This is a genomic window from Corallococcus aberystwythensis, from assembly GCF_003612165.1.
In the GTDB taxonomy this organism is placed as follows: Bacteria; Myxococcota; Myxococcia; order Myxococcales; family Myxococcaceae; genus Corallococcus; species Corallococcus aberystwythensis.
Genome location: NZ_RAWK01000101.1, coordinates 15,355 through 30,882, shown reverse-complemented (window position 1 = coordinate 30,882; position 15,528 = coordinate 15,355). Strand labels below are relative to the sequence as shown.

Below are 15,528 nucleotides of genomic sequence, written 5' to 3'. Positions count from 1 at the left end.
GTCCAGGAGGTTCGCCAGGCCCGCGTACGTGTTGGGGCCGGGTCGTCCGACAGTCCCAGCTCCCGCTGGAGCTGCTGGTTGTAGCCGTCCGCCAGCTCACGTGCCTTGTAGGGCGCGACGGGATGCGGGGTGAGCCACACGCCATAGGTGAGGACGCCCACGCCCACCAGGGCGACGCCCATGCCGATCAGGCTCAGCGTCAGCCGCTTGTCGCCGCGATCCAGGTTGCCCCTGACACAGGCGCTGAAGTCGGGCCGGCCAAGGTCGCAGTCCTTGTCCTTGGGTCCCAGCACCCCGAGGATCAAGGCCGACCCCGCGACCATCGTCGCGCCGCCCGCGACCCCGATGAGGATCTTCTTGCGCATGTTGGACTGGTACTCATCCACCAGGTCCGCCTTGCCCAGCTTCTCGTAGAACGCCACGCCCTCCAGCGGCTTCTTGTGCTTCCCCTCGTAGGGGAGGGTCCAACGGGCGACCGTCTTCGGAGGGCTCATCGACCAGCCGCCATTTCCCACCGCCCAGGGGCTCACGGCCGTCACGACGTAGTCGTCGAAGCCGATGTGCCGCAGTTCGTACTGTTCCTTCGCCTCCGCGAAGGAGAGCACGGGCCGCTCTGGAGCCTGTGGCGTCACGGCCTCCACGGACGGCGTGTCCGCGGGCCCGGGCTCCTGGATGGAGGGGATGGCGTTGGCGGCGGCAGGCGCCGCGAGCGAGGCCGCGGGCACCAGGACGACGGACAGCAGCAGGTTGCGAATCATTGACGCAGCGTCATATCGAAAGCCCTGGTCCCTGGCAGCTGCTGGAGGCGCCCTCTTCTTCACGCCGCGTTTCCCTCATGCCGCACGGAGAGCAAAGTCCCGGCCCAACCACTTCCATCGGAATCCAGCTCCAAACCCTGCCCGTCAGGCGACGTGTGTATGGCTTTCCCAACCCAGGGAAACCCCTTAGGCAATCATTCAAACGAATGGGCAACACGCCCGGATCGCAATAGTCCGCGCCCACAGGAACTCCTCGAATTGCCAGTTTTGATTTGCAGTTAGGACAAGACCGGTGCTAGTAAGGCATTGGCTCCGGCCAACCCCCGCACAATCAACTCAGGAGAAGTCCATGACGAGGAACGTGAAGCGTTTCCTGGCTGCCTCTCTTTTGTCCCTCACGCCGTCGATGGCCTTTGCCGGTCAGGTGGAATTGGGGTTCCCCGACTTCCTCTCCCAGCGCAACGAATATGTCAGCGTCCGCGAGGGTGCGATTGAGATCCCCGTGGGCAAGGGCGTGGCGTCCGTCGGCCCCGCGGTGGAGGACCTGCTCGTCATCAACCAGAGCGGCGCCAACATCTCCCTGGGCCTCCAGGTCCTGACGGGGACGCTCAACGGCGTGTACAATCCCTACCCGGTGCCCACCGCCAACATCGGCGGGTTCCAGGTCAGCGCCCCCACCCCCGCGCCGTCGTTCTCCCAGCAGTACTACTGGACGGTCGACCCGGCGAACCCGGCCGGCGCCAAGACGTGCGTCTGGCGGGTGGACGTGAGCGACAACGCCGGCGTCTGCTCGGCGACGGTCTACTTCGGCACCTATGGCGGCGCCCTGTGCACGGTCGACGCGGCCCAGTCCTTCATCGACCCGAACACCTGCCAGGCCCAGATCGTCACCGTCATCCAGTGAGCTGAGCAGGACTCCGCCCGGGGCCTTCGCATGAGGCCTCGGGCGGTGCCCGGACCGTGCGCCCACGGTCAATCCCTCCAATGGGTGAGGGACAGGTTTTCAGTCCATCCCTATGCATGGGACTCGCCACGAGTCAGACTGCGCGTGGCCTGCTCCAGGAGGGTGGATGTTCAATCCAGCGGATTTCAACGCCGAAGAGCTCGTGGTCCGGGACAGGGCGATCGCCGCCTTTCACAGGTCGAAGGACCTCCCCGAGGCCCTCGAAGCCACCCGGGCGCCCCTCCTGCAGTTCGTTCAAGCCGACGCCATGGCCCTGTGCCTCATGCACGTCGAGCCCTTCGACTTCCAGTGGCACGTCCCCGGCCCTCCCGTCCCCATCCTGGATGGATACGCCGAGCTGGCCCAACACGACTTCCTCCGGGAACCCATCCTCAAGCGCCCCAACGTGCCCATTCGCGACACGCAACTGCTCACCCGCGACGCGTACGAGCGCACCCTCATCTACCAACGCAGTCGGGAGCTGGATCCGCCCCTGGAGCACATCATGGCGGTGCTCCTCCCCATCCGCCCCGGCCTCGTTGGCGCGCTCGCGTTCTACCGGACGCTGCGGCGCCCCTTCTCCTCCGGGAACGCCTCCGCCCTCTCCAGCCTCAACGAGCACCTGATGAACATGGTGCGCAATTGCAGTGACTTCCAGACCACCGCCACCGGCGCCAGACTCCTCGAAGTGCTCTACAACCGCCCTGATACGGGCTTCATCGTCGTGGAGCCGCCCTCCCGGATCGAGCTGCGCTCGCCGCGTGCCGACGGCCTCCTGGAGAAGTGGTTCGCCCGTTCTGACTTCGACTCCTGCGGACTGCCTGAAATCTTCAAGGCGCAGCTGAACGCCCTGGTTCGCATGGACGCGGACTCGCGGCTCGACAACAACGTCTGGATCTCCCTCCACGGCGACACCTACCGCACGGTCCGGTTCGTCGAGATGCCCGCCCCCGACGGTCCGCGCCAATGGGCCCTCATCATGAATGAGATTCCCACCTCCATCCCGCTGCCGGCGCAGATGAAGCTCCAGCTCACGCCCCGGCAAGTCGACATCGCGAAGTACCTGCTCCGGAACCGGTCCAACAAGCAGATCGCGGAGGAGAGTGGGCTCTCCTTCCACACCGTGAAGACCCACGTGCGAGACATCTTCAACGAGCTGAAGGTCGACGACCGCGCGGACTTCCTCTACCAGGCCGCCCGCCTCAACAAGCCTGTCTGAGCTGGTGGATTGCAAGGGAAGGCGCCTCCCGAAGGCCCGGGACGGGAGGCGCTCCCCACTCGCGTGCGGCTGTCCCTACTTCGCCGGGGGGTGGCTGGCGGCGCCGTGCTCCCGGAAGATGCGCGGGTAGACGCTCCGGGCGACCCGGGCCGAGAAGAGGATCGCCTCCTGGTCCTCCGGCTCCGTCAGCCGCGCCAGGATCCGCTGCATCTCCGCCACGTGGTCCCCGTCCAGCGCCCCGTGGCTGCGCAGGAACGTCACCGACTTGTGGATGTTGGGGATGGTGGACACCTCCTTCAGCCGCTCCGCCCACACGCCCGCCCGCGTCTGTGACAGGTATTCCAGCGCGTAGGCCGTCCCCAGCACCGCCGTGGGCACGCCCGCGCGCGAGGTGAAGAAGTTCCACCCCGTATACGCATCCACCGCCGGGCTCCGCTCCGCCGCTTCCACCTGCGCCTCCGGGACGCCCAGGTTCTTCAGGTCCGACAACAACCACCGGTCGTGCCCGCGCTCCTCCTCCCCCTTCTGGATCAACAGCGCCGCCAGCTCCGGGTGCCGGCCCAGCCGGTTCAGCCGGTGGCCCGCCTCGGCGAGGATCGGCGTGCTCCAGCGCGCGTAGTGGTACGTCTGGACGAGGTAGTGGATGTAGCCCTCCGCGTCGAGGGTGCCCTCGAGGAGGCGGTGGGCATCCGGCTGGGCATCCACCGCCGCCACCAGGCCTCGCGACTCCTCGTCCAGCACCGCCAACCAATTCGTTCCTGCCTGATGCTCCGTCTGGGTTTGCACGTACGTCTCCTGTCCGGGGCCTGTGGGGCTCCCGGCTGCTGCGTGTTGAAGGTGAAGGGAAGAAGGGAACCGCCCCAGGCCTAGACGGCGGGGCTCATGCCGGTGTCCAGCGCGTGGAAGCGCGCCAGGCTCTCCGCCGGGATCTCATCGAGCGCCATGATGAGCGGCAGCGTGAACCAGCGGAAATACGCGTCGTAGAGCGGCTCCGAGATGAAGCGCGCCCCCATGGTCGTGGCGAAGAGCGAGGGGGACCGGGGCACCCGCAGTCCGTCCAACAGCCCCTGCTCCGCCTTCGCGCGCTCCTCCGGCGTATAGAAGGGGTTGCGGGGATGCACCGGGGCCTGCCACGGGTCGGGCACGGCCACCCGCCAGCGCGGACTCAGCCATCCCCGGTGGGCCGCCACCTGCCACGACAGCCGCGCGTCCTCACGCGAGTCCGTCTCCAGGTTCGCGGACGCGATCCAGTGCGTCACCCCGCGCCGCCGGCTCTCCGTGTACATGGCCGTCTGAAGCCACGAGACCGCCTCCGTGCGCCGCCACTTCGGCAGCACGCAGAAGCGCGAGGGCTCCGCGAACACCATGCCCGGCCGGATCAGGCCCGCGAGGTCCACCCGCTGCGCCATCTCCAGCCCCACCGTCCCGCCCAGGTTCGCCGCCAGCTCCGCGTTGGGCAGCGCCACCCGCATCGTCGCCACCGGCTCGGAGCCGGCATGGACGAGCAGGTGCACCGTGGTGTCGAGCGTGTCGATGCAGGTCACCTCCCGCCGCGACAGCGATGACTGCTCGGACAGCAAGCCCATCTCTCCACCAAAGACAGCCCAGCGGATGCGGGCCACGTCATCCAGCTCCCGCTGCGTGGTGGCGACACGCCAGCGCCAGTGCCTGCACGTCATGGATCCTCTCCCGGTAGCGAAGCGAGGCCGGCATCCCGCCGCCTCACACCTCTCTTTTCGCCACCAGCGGCCCGAGTTCGAGCACGGCCCTGCGTTTCCCCACCGCCCCGGTGGGTCGCGTCACCGGGTTCGACTACGCTTCAACTGCGCGGTCGGGAGCATGGGGCCCTGGCCGCGACGGGACAGGGGCATCGAAGATGAGCGCGGTCGTCGCGGGACTGCTGTTGCTGGTGGAGCTGGGCTTGGGCGTGGCGCTGCTGGTGGGCACCTTCTTCACCCTGGCCTTCAGCAGCGAGTCGTACCGGAACAGCGCCACGCCGCTGCACCAGGCGTTGAACATGCTGGCCTTCGTGCTCGCGGTCCTGCCCCTCGTCCTCACGCTCTGGGTCGGCTGGCGGCGCTTCCTGTCGGACCGTCCCTTTGACGCGGTGCCGCTGGGCATGGGCCTTCCCATGGTGGCGCTGGTGGCGTGCGCCGTCACCGCCTACCTGTGCTTCATGGGGGGCGCGTGGGCGACGTCACGTCACCGCGCACAGCAGGAACAGGATGCACGGCTCGCGCTGCGCGCCGAGGTCGAAGGCGGAGCCGTGAACAAGGCCTGTGACCTGGTGGCCACGGATCCGCGCGCTTCGGCCGAGGACATGCGGCGCTGCCGTGCGTTCATCGAGTCCCGCCCCGATGCCGAGGCCCGCTGGGGCGAGTTCCTGAAGTTCACCGACCCGCGGAGCGGCTTCAATACGTGGCACCTGGGACAGGTGGGGCTCGCGCCGGACTGGGAATGGGGCGCGGTGGTCCCGGTCATCCGGCATGACCAGGAGTGGTTCCTCCGCACGTTCTATGAGACCTGGCTGGCCCGGACGCCGGGGCTGCCGTCCCTGGACGACCTGAACCTGTTGCAGATGGCCCTCCAGACCAGCACCCGCTACCTGGGCTGGGAGGCTCGCGCGGTGGAGACCCTCCGCACCCAGGTGCTCCCCACGGTGAGTGCTCGGATGGATGCGCAGGAGCCGAGCCTGCGCGCCCAGCCGGGCATGGACGCCTGGGTGCTGGACGCGATCCGGGACCGGATGCAGCGCATCCAGAAGACGCCGGAAGACGGTGTGGAGCCGCTGCCCCCGCTGCCGGGAACGCCGGCACCGGGAGACATCGGCGTGGTGCGGATGGACGGCGAGGGCAATCTGGACCTGTGGCTGCGTGCCTCGCCCACCTCGGGCGCCATTGGCGACGTGTACGTGCGCCGGGCTTCGTACGACAGCGAATACGAGCGGTGGAGGAAGTTCCTGGGGGACCTGCGCCCCGGGGAGCTGCGCTTCTTCCGCGTGCCCTGAGCTAGGCGGGCCTGCCCAACGTCCCGGCGATCACCTCGCACATGCGCGTCGGCTCGCGCCCGAGCAGCTCGCGCAGCGTGGGGTCCACGGTCGCGAACTCGCCGCGATGGCTCGCGCGATAGAGGCCGAGTGAAATGGCGAGCGGTCGCGCGGGCATGTGGTTCGCCGTGAGCTTCGCCGCCATCTCCTCCTCCGACACGATGCTCCGGCGGAGCGGACGGCCGAGGATGCTCGAGGCGAGTTCGCACAGCTCCCCGAAGTCGAGCGCCTCCGGCGCCGTGAGCGGTGGCGTCGGGCCGTCGTACCGCCCCTCGTTCGCCAGGATGACCGCCGCCGCCTCCGCGAGGTCGGCGTGCGGGGTCCAGGAGACCTTTCCGTCCGGCGGCGCCTCGAAGACCCCCGTCCGCAGGCCCTTCTCCAAGAGGAACATCGCGCTCGCGGCGTAGAACCCGTTGCGAAGCGCGGTCCACGCCAGGCCGGACTCACCCAGCATCCGCTCCGTCTCCGCGTGGTCGAGCATCGGGGGAAACGCCGACGTCCGGCTCGCGCCCATGTGGCTGGTGTAGACGATGCGCCGCGCGCCCGCGGACCTTGCGGCCGCGATGGCGGAGCGGTGCTGGGCGAGCGGATCTCCGCCGGTGGCCGACGCGTTGGACGACACGATGAGGACCTGGCTCGCGCCCTCGAAGGCGTGCGGCAGGCTGTCCGGCTCCGCGAAGTCGCCTCGACGCACCCGGACGCCCAGGGCCGCCAGGTCCTGGGCCTTCTGCACGTCCCGGACGCTGACAGCGACCCGGTCCGCCGGGACGCGGCTGACGAGCTTCTCCACGATGAGACGGCCCAGCTGCCCGGTGGCTCCGGTCACGACGATCATTGAAGGCCCCTGCCTGTTATCGGTGGAAACTAAAATCAAGTAACGGCGATAACGTAACGACCAGTATCGCCGTTAGCAAGGGTTCGATACCGTCGTTATCCAGGCCGCGTGTTATGTCCGCGCCATGAAGGACCGCGACGAGGCAGCCGCTGAAGAGGCCGAGGGCGCCGATGTGCGCGAGCGCATCCTCACTGCCGCCGCGGAGCTCATCTCCTCCGGGGGGCCGGATGCCGCGACCACCCGTGCGGTGGCAGCCGCCGCCGGGGTGCAGGCGCCGGCCATCTACCGGCTCTTTGGCGACAAGCGCGGGCTGCTCGCTGCCGTCATCGAGCACGTGATGAAGGGCTACGTGGCGAAGAAGTCCGCGCGCAGGCCCCACCCCGATCCGCTCCAGGACTTCCGCGACGGCTGGGACATGCACGTCGCGTTCGGGCTGGGCCATCCCGGGCTGTTCGCGCTCATGTGCAGCGATCCCCAGCTGCAGCCGCCTTCCGTCAGCGACGGGAACGAGGTCCTGCGGCGGCGCATCCGGAACATCGCGCTCGCGGGCCGGCTGCGCGTCAGCGAGGAGCGCGCCCTGGACCTGGTGTCGTCCATGGGCACCGGGGCCGTGCTCACGCTCCTGCGCCAGCCCGAAGCACAGCGCGACCCCAGGCTGGCCGAGGCCGCGCGCGAGGCGGTCGTGGCCGCGATCACCAGCGAGGCAGCCCGCCCCGCGAACGCGGAGGTCCATGCGGTGGCCGCGACGCTGCGTGCCTCGCTGGACCGCGTCACGGTCTTGACGAAGGGCGAGCGCGCCTTGTTGAGCGAGCTGCTCGAACGCATCGCGAACTCTGGGTAGCCTCCGGCCTTCCTCGACGTCCCGCTGGAGCGCTTGCATGAGCCGGGGTCTTCGCACCGCCGCCGTGTCGTTGGGCCTGTTCCTCGCGCTGTCCGCCCCGCTGGCCCGGGCGGATGGCCTCTCCGTCATCCCCTATGGCGACAACTGCTGGGGCACCGGGACCGACGCGGACCGGGACGGGCTCAATGACGACTGTGAATTCCAGGTCGCGAAGTGGTTCATGCCGCTGTTCTGGTTCGACAGCGGAGAGAGCGGCATGGCGCGCCGGCCGTACTACGCCGTCAAGAGCGAGGCCTTCGCCACGCGCACCCTGCGCATCTTCTACCTGGACACCTTCTTCGAGGACACGGGCGTCACCACCGGCCACGACGGCGACCCCGAGTTCCAGATCCTCGAGGTGCACTACTCCGGCGGACGCTGGTACCTGGACCAGGCCTACCTGTCCGCGCACCGCAAGAGCGCGTGTGACTCCTCCGCCTGGTATGCGTTTGATCAGCTTGAGTACGATTTGAGCGACGCGCGCAATGGCTATCGCGGATGGCCCGTTGTCTACATGGCCGAGGACAAGCACGGCGCCTACAACTCGCTGGCCACGTGCGACAAGGGCTGCTTCCTCCAGGACTACTGCAGCCGCACCACGGCCCAGTACCTGGACCCCACCGCGAACAAGCTCGCCTCGCGCAACGTGGGCTCCACCACCGTGCAGCTGATCAACTCCGTCATCCTCGACGGCAAGACGGAGCGGTTGCTCGACGACGTGGACTTCACGGGCTGGGATGATCAGTGGTACCGGCCCAACTCCCAGGGCTACCGGCGCCACCTCAACGACTTCGGCTTCTGACGCGCATGGCGGGACAGCGTGAGCGCAGGAGGCGGGCCGTCGGCGTCCTGCTGCTGCTGGGTGGCGTCCTCCTGGCGGTGGGAAGGGTCCGGGTGCGTCCCCGCGAGGACGTGCCCCCTGCCCTTCCGGACACCCCCAGCGAGGCCCCCGCGCGGGTGACACCCGCTCCTGCCGCGCATGCTCGGCTTGAGCCTCCCGCCCCCGAACGCATTCCGCCCGCCGCGACAGGAGAGGCGCTCTCCTCCGCGCTCAACGAGGAGCGGGTGGTGCTGACGTCCACCGCCGTCATTGAAGGCATCGACGCGGACCGTCCGTGGGTCTGCGCAGGCGAAGTGATGATGCTGTCGGCTCGCGTGGGGGGCACGGCCGAACCAGGCGCCGTCCAGCGCTGGGTCTGGCCGGGGGCGGAGACGGGCGCGGAGCTGCACCCCGGTCCCAGTCTGCGATGGCATGCACCGGTCACGCCCGGCCGGTACCTCGTGCGCTTCCAGCTCTGCAAGGACCTGGGAGGCCGGCGTGTCGGCGTGCTGGCCGAGCAGGTCGCCGGTATCGACGTGCGCGCGTGCGGGCAGGACGAGGGACAGGCCCACGCCCTTCGCATCGAAGTCACCCAGCAGGGCCCGGCCACCTTCGCCTTCCGCGCGGTGTCACCCCACCCCGCCACCACGTACGCCTGGGACTTCGGGGACGGAAGCGCGGCCGCGACGACGGTGCCCCTGGCCACGCACGCCTATGCGGTGCCCACGCCGGACGTGCGCGTCCTCACGGTGCGGCTGTCCGCCCGGAGTGATGGCGGCGAGCAGACGGCGACGGCGTTCGTGCAGGTCCGGGGGCAGCCTGCTTCCGATGCGCCACCCCGGGCGAGCCTCCAGTTGGAGCGGGTGGTCGCACGCGCCACGGACGAGGGCTGGAGGAGCGAGGTGCGGGTGGACGTGCCGGAAGGCGGCGACGTCACGTGGGACCGCGTGGAACGCCTCACCGTGAGCTGGGATGACCAGGTGGACACCCGCACGCGCCCGTGGCGTGAGGCCATCACCATGGAGGAGGACCTGGGACGCGGCGGCTTCCGGGGCCACGTCACCGTGCCGGCCTCCGACGTGCGTCCGGAGGTGAAGCAGGTCATCGACTTCCTCCACGGGCGCGACGCGACGGGCGAGGAGGTGTCGCTGTCGTGGTCCGCCTACAAGGCCGGACCCGTGCGCCCACCTCCCCTCCCCGCGGAACGGCCGCCCGCGAAGTAGCGCGGCTACGGCATGGGACGGGAGCCCGCGGACGGGGCTTCCGGCACCGCGGGCCAGCCGTTGGGCCAGGTGATGGCATCCACGAGCATCACCCGCGCCGTGTGGGCGCTGTTCCACGCGTGGTAGACCATGACCGTGTCGCCGCCAGGGCCCGTGACGACGGAGTTGTGGCCGGGGCCCACCCAGCCGCCGCCCGTCTTGAGGATGGGGGACGACAGCTTCGTGTAGGGCCCCAGCGGGCTCGTGGCGCGGGCCACGCCCACGGCGTAGGTGCTGTTGGCGTACGAGTTGCCGCTGTAGAAGAGGTAGTAGTAGCCGCCCCGCGCGACGACCCACGGCGCCTCGACGACGTGGGCCTCCCAGCCCAGCGTGTTGCTCATGAGCGTGCGGCGCGTACCGGTGAGCGACAGCCCGTCCGCCGCCAGCGTCTGGCCATAGATGGGCGTGGACTGGCCCACCGCGTTTCCGTCCGCCTTCCACACGAGGTACGGCACGCCCGCCGTGTCGTAGAAGAACGTGGCGTCAATCATCCCCATGCCCGTGTCGTGAATCAGGGGACGCCCCAGGTCCGTGAAGGGCCCGAGCGCGCTGGTGGCCGTCGCCGCGCCGATGGACAGCTTCCCGTCCTGGTGGCGCGCGGTGTAGTACGCGATGTACCGGCCGCCCACCTTGTGGATCTCCGGCGCCCAGAAGTCACCCGTGGCCCACGTCGGCCGGCGCGCGGAGGGGAAGATGTTGCCCGCGGACGTCCAGGTGACCAGGTCCTTGGACGTGCGCAGCGGGAACGCGTTGGCCGCGCCGCCCGACGTGCAGGCCGCGACGTACTGCGTTCCGTCGTGGATGACGCCGGGGTCCGCGCAGTCCGTGGGCACCACGGGGTTCTGGTAGAGCCCCCCACAGCCCGTGTAGCGCAGCGCGACGCCACACGCGTTGCTGCCGCTGAAGTACGGCGCCCAGTCGTTCGACAGCACCGTGTACGAATTGGGGGACGCGTTCGTGCAGCCCCGGTCCCAGAACACGCGGCCGCCCGCGTCGTCGTACTGGGCCGGGTGCCCCGCGGGATGCAACCACGCGGAGCCGTAGGTGACGCGCGTCGCGCAGGCCTGGACGCCGGAACAGTCCGTGTCGAGCGCCATCACACAGGCGTCGCGCCCGGTGAAGTACGGCTTCCACCCGTTCGACAGCACGGCGTAGGAGTTGGTGCCCTCGTTGACGCAGCTGCCGTCCCAGGTCACCAGGCCGCTGGCAGTGTCGTGCTGCTCCGGGTGACCGGGGTGGATCCACCGGTCCCCGTACGTGATGCGCGTGCTGCACGCGAGCGGCGCCTGGGACGTGCCTACCGGGGACTCATCCACGGGGGCTTCGTCCGGGCGCTCCACACCACAACCCGCCGCGAGCGCTCCGGCGAGGACGACGGCGGACAACAACGAAGGGTTCTGCATCGATGACCTCCAGGCAGGTGAAGTCCTGGAGGTCACGTCTATCAGCTTTTGCTGGTTGATGAAGCCCCCTGTGTCAGCCCACGGGAGGGTCAGCGCACCTCGAATTCGTAGATGCGCGTCGCCGGATCGCCGTTCTGGCTGGGGGTCGTGACGTTGAGCCGCACGTAGCGCGCGGACGTGGCGCTGATGGCATGGGTGGAGGTGTTGGCGGTGTTGTTGGTCACCGTCACCGGGGTGTTCCAGGTCGTGCCATTGCTGGAGGTCTGGACGGTGAAGGCCCGGGTGTTCCAGGTGCTCGCCTCCCCTCCCGCGCCGGCATGCTTGACCGTGACGCTGCTGACCGTCTGCGCCGAGCCGAGATCCACCTGCAACCAGGCGGCGGAGGCCAGCGAGCAGAACTTGTCGGTGGTGCCGCCGGAGACGCTGCCGTTGACCGCCCTGGCCGGCGTCTCCGTGCTGTTGCAGGCGGTGGAGCCCGTCGCCGGCTTGTTGAGCGCCAGGTTGGCGTAGCCAGCGCCGACCGACACGGTCTGCGTCTTCGTGTGGCTGGCGCCGCCGTTGTCCGTCACGGTGAGGCTGACGTTGTAGTTGCCGGCATTGGCATACACGCGGCTGGGATTGGCGGCCGTGGAGCCGCTGCCGTCACCGAAGCTCCAGCTGCGCGAGGCGATGGTGCCGTCGCTGTCGCTGGAGGCGTCGCTGAAGGTGGCGGTCAGTCCGCTCACGGTGACGCCGAAGTTGGCGACAGGCGGCGTGTTGCCGCTGACCGCGGTGTTGATGGCCGCGGCGTACTGCGCGCTCGTGCCCTGGGCCGCGCACTTCTGGATGTCGTCGTACAGCCACATGAAGCCGCCGTTGATGCCGGCGGTGCTCTTCCAGTTGCTCATCCTGCTCTGCACCGTGGCGGGCGAGTCACCGCTGGCGCAGCCGGTGCCGTGGCGCGACCACAGGCCCGGGTCGACGGTCATGCCCATGGCGGTGTTCCAGCTCGCCGGGTTGTTGCCGGCGCCGCCGTCGTACACCTGGAGGTAGATGCCGTCGACCGCGCTGCCGAGGTTGTCCTTGAGGCTGCGCCAGAAGGTCTGCTGGGTGTAGGGCGCGAAGGTGATCTTGAAGCCCATGCCCGCCAGCATCTGCCCGAACTGGGTGGTGGGGGCGAGGTCGTACGCGCTCTCGTCGTCGAAGTTGACCGCGTTGGCGCCGGTGGCGGTCTTCAGCGCCTGGAAGTTGCGGTACAGGATGCTGTTGGTGCCGGTGCCGCAGACCAGGGTGCTGCCGCAGCCCGTGGCGGTGCCGTTGACCAGCCGGGCCATGCGCTCGAAGTCGGGGACGCTCCAGGCGCCAATGGAGACTTCAATGCGGTTGACGGAGGTCGGCGCCGTCTTCAGCGTGGCCAGCCGCGTGGGCCACGCCGGGTCGCCGATATAGGCGCCGTTCCTCACGACCGGGATGTCGTTGTAGACGAGGTCGCCGTTGTCCTCGATGTGGAAGCTCCACAGGATGACGGTGGTGAAGCCCGAACCGCGCAGGTCGTCCATCACCGCGGTGCCGCCGGAATAGAACGGGCCACCGCCGTAGATGGCCGAATCCGCGAGGGCCGCCGGCGCGGCCGCGGTCAAGGCAAGGGCAAGACAGGACGCGAGGTGCTTCGACTTCGGCATGGTGTGCTCCCCTGTCGCCAGCCTTGGCGACGGAGAGACATTGCGAGCGCCGAAATCTGAAAGTCAATTTAGTTCAGACTAAATGGAATATGCCGGATTCACTGGGTGGCGGTGACAGGGCTTGAGCAACCCGGGCAGGAAAACCCGGGTTCGCCTAGACTTCAGGTGCATGCCAACCTTCGCCGAATATGTCGTGAGCCAGCCCAAGAAGCTGGAGGCCCTGAGTCAGGCCTACATGGAGGACGTGACGGAGGGCGGGACCTGGGGGGCGGAGGTCGAGGCCCGGCACCTGGCGCGAATCTTCGGCGTGCACCTCGTCTTCTGGACGGAGAGCGAGACCCACCGCTTCCGGCTCGTGCACCAGTACAACCACGGCCCGGCGACCCTGCACATCCTGTGTCGCGGGTCCCATTTCGAGGCGCTTCGCGAGGCACCGCTGGAGGGCGCGGTCTTCGATCGCTCGGCGGTCGTGACCAACACGGGCGGAGGGGACTGCCTCTACCGTGCCTTTCACCAGGCCTACCGCCGGCATGGTGCGGAGCCCTCCATCCAGGCCCTGAAGTTCTACCGCGCCAAGGTCGCGGAGCAGATGAGGCAGCAGCCGGAGGAGGAGTTGGACCTGGAAGGGCTGCTCACCACCCTGCTCGACGAGGTGGAGATGCTGGGGTTCGCGTTCGGCGCGGGCCCGACCCTGCAGCGCGAGATGCGCAAGCTGTACCGCGCATACCGCGCAGTGCCCGTCGAGGGCGGCGGGAGCATTCCTCCCTTCGGCCGGGTGCAGGATCCCTCCGTGGGCATCGGGGAACGGGACGCCGTCCCCCGCAAGGAGATGTCCATCGCGGACCGTCTGCTCGACCGCATCGGGCGGCTCGTCGCGACGGAGGAATCCGTCCATGTGGCCCTGGCCCTGGACGACAAGGCCCTGGTCGTCAGCATGAACAACGACACCGCGGGAATCCGGACGGCCCTGACCCGGCTGCTCACGGACTACAGGGGAAGCGGTCCCCTGACGGATCCGCATGCGGGTTCGAGTGACGACATCCTCCGCGTGCCCAGGACGCAGGAGGTGGTCTTCAACAAGCCGAGCGGCACGACGAGGAAGCCCCGGCGCAGCGTCGACCTCGAGAAGATCGAGGCGCTGCGGAGCGGAAAGCTCGAGCAGCTCACGGGCGGGAAGACGCGGGACAAGCTCGTGCGCATCAAGGCCGCGCTCCTGGCCGGCGTGCTGGAGGACACGTCCACCCTGACCGCGGAACAGCGGTACATGGCGGGCGCCACCGGCATCTACTTCATCCCCCACGTCCCCCGCGCCCTCGACACCGGCGTCGTCCACGGGGAGATGAACGTCACGGCCGCCATCCAGCGGCGGCGCACGGGCAAGGGGCTCAAGGACGATGTCTTCGTGGGCGGGACGCTCATCGACTGCTTTGACTGCAACAAGGCCCACAAGGCGCGGAACGAAAGCCTCTCCAAGGCGCGTGAGCAGTGGCGTTTCTACTCAGGAGGCACCCACGGGAATTCCTACCCGAAATGGTTCCTGGCCCCTGACTCACGCGACCTCATCGACAGTGACACGCTTTCGCGCGAGCGCTTCCCCGGAGGGCTCCCCAACGTGCCCTGGTGGGACTACAAGGAGAAGCGCAAACGCAACAAGTACAGGTATGACGACACCCGCGTCGTCAGGTACTACCACTACTTCGATCGCTGGGGCGTGGAGCACCCCACCCCTCACCGCCTCACCCGATGGGGAGCACCGAACCCGTATCGGGATGTCGTGGAGCCTCACACCGTCTGGCAGGATGTGCCGAGGACGTGTCTGACGGATCTCTTCCTCCGGAACTCCGCGCTCCTGAAGATTGTATCGGCCCACTCGGTCTTCGCGGACGACTCCGACTCCGACACGGAGGACTACGACGATCTCATCGTGGAGAATGACGACACCCAGGAGAAGCGGCGGCTCGCGTTCCAGCGCTCGTACGCGGAAGAGCACCTGGACCTGAGCTTCGTCATGGACATCGAGGCCTCGCTGCCCATCACCTTCGAGCAGGCGCGCGGCGATCCGATGATGACCGGGGCGCTCGTCCTGTTCGCGGGACCGGTGCTCGCGATGCCGCACATCAAGCTCTACCTCCCGCCCGAGCTGATGGCCCACCTCCGGCTGCCGGATTGGCTGCGGCAGGCGTCAACGGGGCAGGAGCCCTTCTCCATCCCGGTGCGGAGTGAGGCGCCCGCGCCGCGGCCGATGCTGGCGCTCGGAGGGCCCGAAGGAGGTGCGCGGGGCAGGACGGGTGCGCCGGGCGTGATGTCCCCTGTCGAGCTGCGGCGGCGGATCGGAGCGTTCTCCGTCCTGCCGGTGGAGCGTGGCGACGGCCGGCAGGCGCTCGCGCCACGAGCAGGCGAAGGGATCTCCTTCGAGCTGGAGCAGCTCTTCGACCTCTTCTGGATGCTCGGCAGCGAGCTGGGCGTGAAGAACGTGCAGTTCTCGCGGTCGTTCGACCAGGTCCTGGACTCGTTTCTTGCCCGGGTGCTCAAGGCGCGGGCGAATCACACGATGGGCGACGAGCGCTTCGCCGCGCTCGTGCTGGTGATGCTGTACCTCAAGCACGTGCTGATGTTGACGCAGCTTGGCTCGTGGACGCTCGAGAACCTGCTCCGGGCCCTGGGCGATTCGAACCCCCGGGCGCGGTTGATGTGAAGCCCT

13 protein-coding genes are annotated in these 15,528 nt (G+C 68.8%); 7 read left to right on the top strand and 6 right to left on the bottom strand.

The genetic code is table 11. The annotated features are described in order from the left end of the window. Window positions 1-758 (bottom strand): hypothetical protein (locus D7W81_RS18105; RefSeq protein WP_120556642.1); only part of this gene is annotated, 758 nt, incomplete at its 3' end. A 349-nt stretch (window positions 759-1,107) separates the two neighbouring features. On the opposite strand from D7W81_RS18105, the gene D7W81_RS18100 reads away from it, so the two are divergent. Both D7W81_RS18100 and D7W81_RS18095 read left to right on the top strand, forming a co-directional pair. Then, the gene (locus tag D7W81_RS18100) at window positions 1,108-1,662 is read left to right on the top strand and encodes a hypothetical protein (protein ID WP_120556641.1); all 555 of its coding nucleotides are present in this window, start codon (window positions 1,108-1,110) and stop codon (window positions 1,660-1,662) included. 307 nt (window positions 1,663-1,969) lie between these two features. Further along, window positions 1,970-2,920 carry a helix-turn-helix transcriptional regulator gene (locus D7W81_RS18095; RefSeq protein ID WP_306440895.1) on the top strand — a complete coding sequence of 317 codons (951 nt, stop codon included), beginning with the start codon at window positions 1,970-1,972 and terminating at the stop codon, window positions 2,918-2,920. A 75-nt stretch (window positions 2,921-2,995) separates the two neighbouring features. Here D7W81_RS18095 and D7W81_RS18090 read toward each other — a convergent pair whose 3' ends face one another. Next, window positions 2,996-3,706 carry an iron-containing redox enzyme family protein gene (locus D7W81_RS18090; RefSeq protein ID WP_120556639.1) on the bottom strand — a complete coding sequence of 237 codons (711 nt, stop codon included), beginning with the start codon at window positions 3,704-3,706 and terminating at the stop codon, window positions 2,996-2,998. Between the two features lie 80 nt (window positions 3,707-3,786). Further along, window positions 3,787-4,599 (bottom strand): N-acyl amino acid synthase FeeM domain-containing protein, encoded by an 813-nt coding sequence (locus D7W81_RS18085; RefSeq protein ID WP_120556638.1) that lies wholly within the window; start codon window positions 4,597-4,599, stop codon window positions 3,787-3,789. Between the two features lie 197 nt (window positions 4,600-4,796). Between D7W81_RS18085 and D7W81_RS18080 the strand changes: the two genes are divergently transcribed. Continuing rightward, window positions 4,797-5,927 carry a hypothetical protein gene (locus tag D7W81_RS18080; protein ID WP_120556637.1) on the top strand — a complete coding sequence of 377 codons (1,131 nt, stop codon included), beginning with the start codon at window positions 4,797-4,799 and terminating at the stop codon, window positions 5,925-5,927. Between the two features lies 1 nt (window position 5,928). On the opposite strand, the gene D7W81_RS18075 is transcribed toward D7W81_RS18080, so the two are convergent. Then, complete coding sequence (locus D7W81_RS18075) at window positions 5,929-6,801, bottom strand: NAD(P)H-binding protein (RefSeq protein ID WP_120556636.1); 873 nt, start codon at window positions 6,799-6,801, stop codon at window positions 5,929-5,931. Window positions 6,802-6,925: 124 nt separating this feature from the next. Between D7W81_RS18075 and D7W81_RS18070 the strand changes: the two genes are divergently transcribed. The 3 genes from D7W81_RS18070 to D7W81_RS18060 are packed head-to-tail and all read left to right on the top strand — an operon-like array spanning window position 6,926 to window position 9,724. Continuing rightward, a complete protein-coding gene (locus tag D7W81_RS18070) occupies window positions 6,926-7,642 on the top strand; it encodes a TetR/AcrR family transcriptional regulator (protein ID WP_120556635.1) in 717 nt (238 codons plus the stop codon). 37 nt (window positions 7,643-7,679) lie between these two features. Beyond that, window positions 7,680-8,483 carry a hypothetical protein gene (locus tag D7W81_RS18065; RefSeq protein ID WP_120556634.1) on the top strand — a complete coding sequence of 268 codons (804 nt, stop codon included), beginning with the start codon at window positions 7,680-7,682 and terminating at the stop codon, window positions 8,481-8,483. 5 nt (window positions 8,484-8,488) lie between these two features. Beyond that, window positions 8,489-9,724 (top strand): PKD domain-containing protein, encoded by a 1,236-nt coding sequence (locus D7W81_RS18060; RefSeq protein ID WP_120556633.1) that lies wholly within the window; start codon window positions 8,489-8,491, stop codon window positions 9,722-9,724. Between the two features lie 5 nt (window positions 9,725-9,729). On the opposite strand, the gene D7W81_RS18055 is transcribed toward D7W81_RS18060, so the two are convergent. Together D7W81_RS18055 and D7W81_RS18050 are read right to left on the bottom strand one after the other, a co-directional pair. Further along, window positions 9,730-11,166, bottom strand: coding sequence for a glycoside hydrolase family 43 protein (locus D7W81_RS18055; RefSeq protein ID WP_120556632.1), 1,437 nt, complete (start codon window positions 11,164-11,166; stop codon window positions 9,730-9,732). A gap of 89 nt (window positions 11,167-11,255) precedes the next feature. Next, the gene (locus D7W81_RS18050; protein WP_120556631.1) at window positions 11,256-12,827 is read right to left on the bottom strand and encodes a discoidin domain-containing protein; all 1,572 of its coding nucleotides are present in this window, start codon (window positions 12,825-12,827) and stop codon (window positions 11,256-11,258) included. A gap of 169 nt (window positions 12,828-12,996) precedes the next feature. Between D7W81_RS18050 and D7W81_RS18045 the strand changes: the two genes are divergently transcribed. Next, window positions 12,997-15,522, top strand: coding sequence for an OTU domain-containing protein (locus tag D7W81_RS18045; RefSeq protein ID WP_120556630.1), 2,526 nt, complete (start codon window positions 12,997-12,999; stop codon window positions 15,520-15,522). The last annotated feature ends 6 nt before the right edge of the window (window positions 15,523-15,528 follow it).

Excerpts from the sequence above, each read along its gene's own strand:
- D7W81_RS18080 (WP_120556637.1), top strand. The coding sequence starts at position 4,797 with ATGAGCGCGGTCGTCGCGGGACTGCTGTTGCTGGTGGAGCTGGGCTTG.
- D7W81_RS18065 (WP_120556634.1), top strand. The coding sequence starts at position 7,680 with ATGAGCCGGGGTCTTCGCACCGCCGCCGTGTCGTTGGGCCTGTTCCTC.
- D7W81_RS18070 (WP_120556635.1), top strand. The coding sequence starts at position 6,926 with ATGAAGGACCGCGACGAGGCAGCCGCTGAAGAGGCCGAGGGCGCCGAT.
- D7W81_RS18100 (WP_120556641.1), top strand. The coding sequence starts at position 1,108 with ATGACGAGGAACGTGAAGCGTTTCCTGGCTGCCTCTCTTTTGTCCCTC.
- D7W81_RS18085 (WP_120556638.1), bottom strand. The coding sequence starts at position 4,599 with ATGACGTGCAGGCACTGGCGCTGGCGTGTCGCCACCACGCAGCGGGAG.
- D7W81_RS18095 (WP_306440895.1), top strand. The coding sequence starts at position 1,970 with ATGGCCCTGTGCCTCATGCACGTCGAGCCCTTCGACTTCCAGTGGCAC.
- D7W81_RS18045 (WP_120556630.1), top strand. The coding sequence starts at position 12,997 with ATGCCAACCTTCGCCGAATATGTCGTGAGCCAGCCCAAGAAGCTGGAG.
- D7W81_RS18060 (WP_120556633.1), top strand. The coding sequence starts at position 8,489 with ATGGCGGGACAGCGTGAGCGCAGGAGGCGGGCCGTCGGCGTCCTGCTG.
- D7W81_RS18055 (WP_120556632.1), bottom strand. The coding sequence starts at position 11,166 with ATGCAGAACCCTTCGTTGTTGTCCGCCGTCGTCCTCGCCGGAGCGCTC.
- D7W81_RS18050 (WP_120556631.1), bottom strand. The coding sequence starts at position 12,827 with ATGCCGAAGTCGAAGCACCTCGCGTCCTGTCTTGCCCTTGCCTTGACC.
- D7W81_RS18075 (WP_120556636.1), bottom strand. The coding sequence starts at position 6,801 with ATGATCGTCGTGACCGGAGCCACCGGGCAGCTGGGCCGTCTCATCGTG.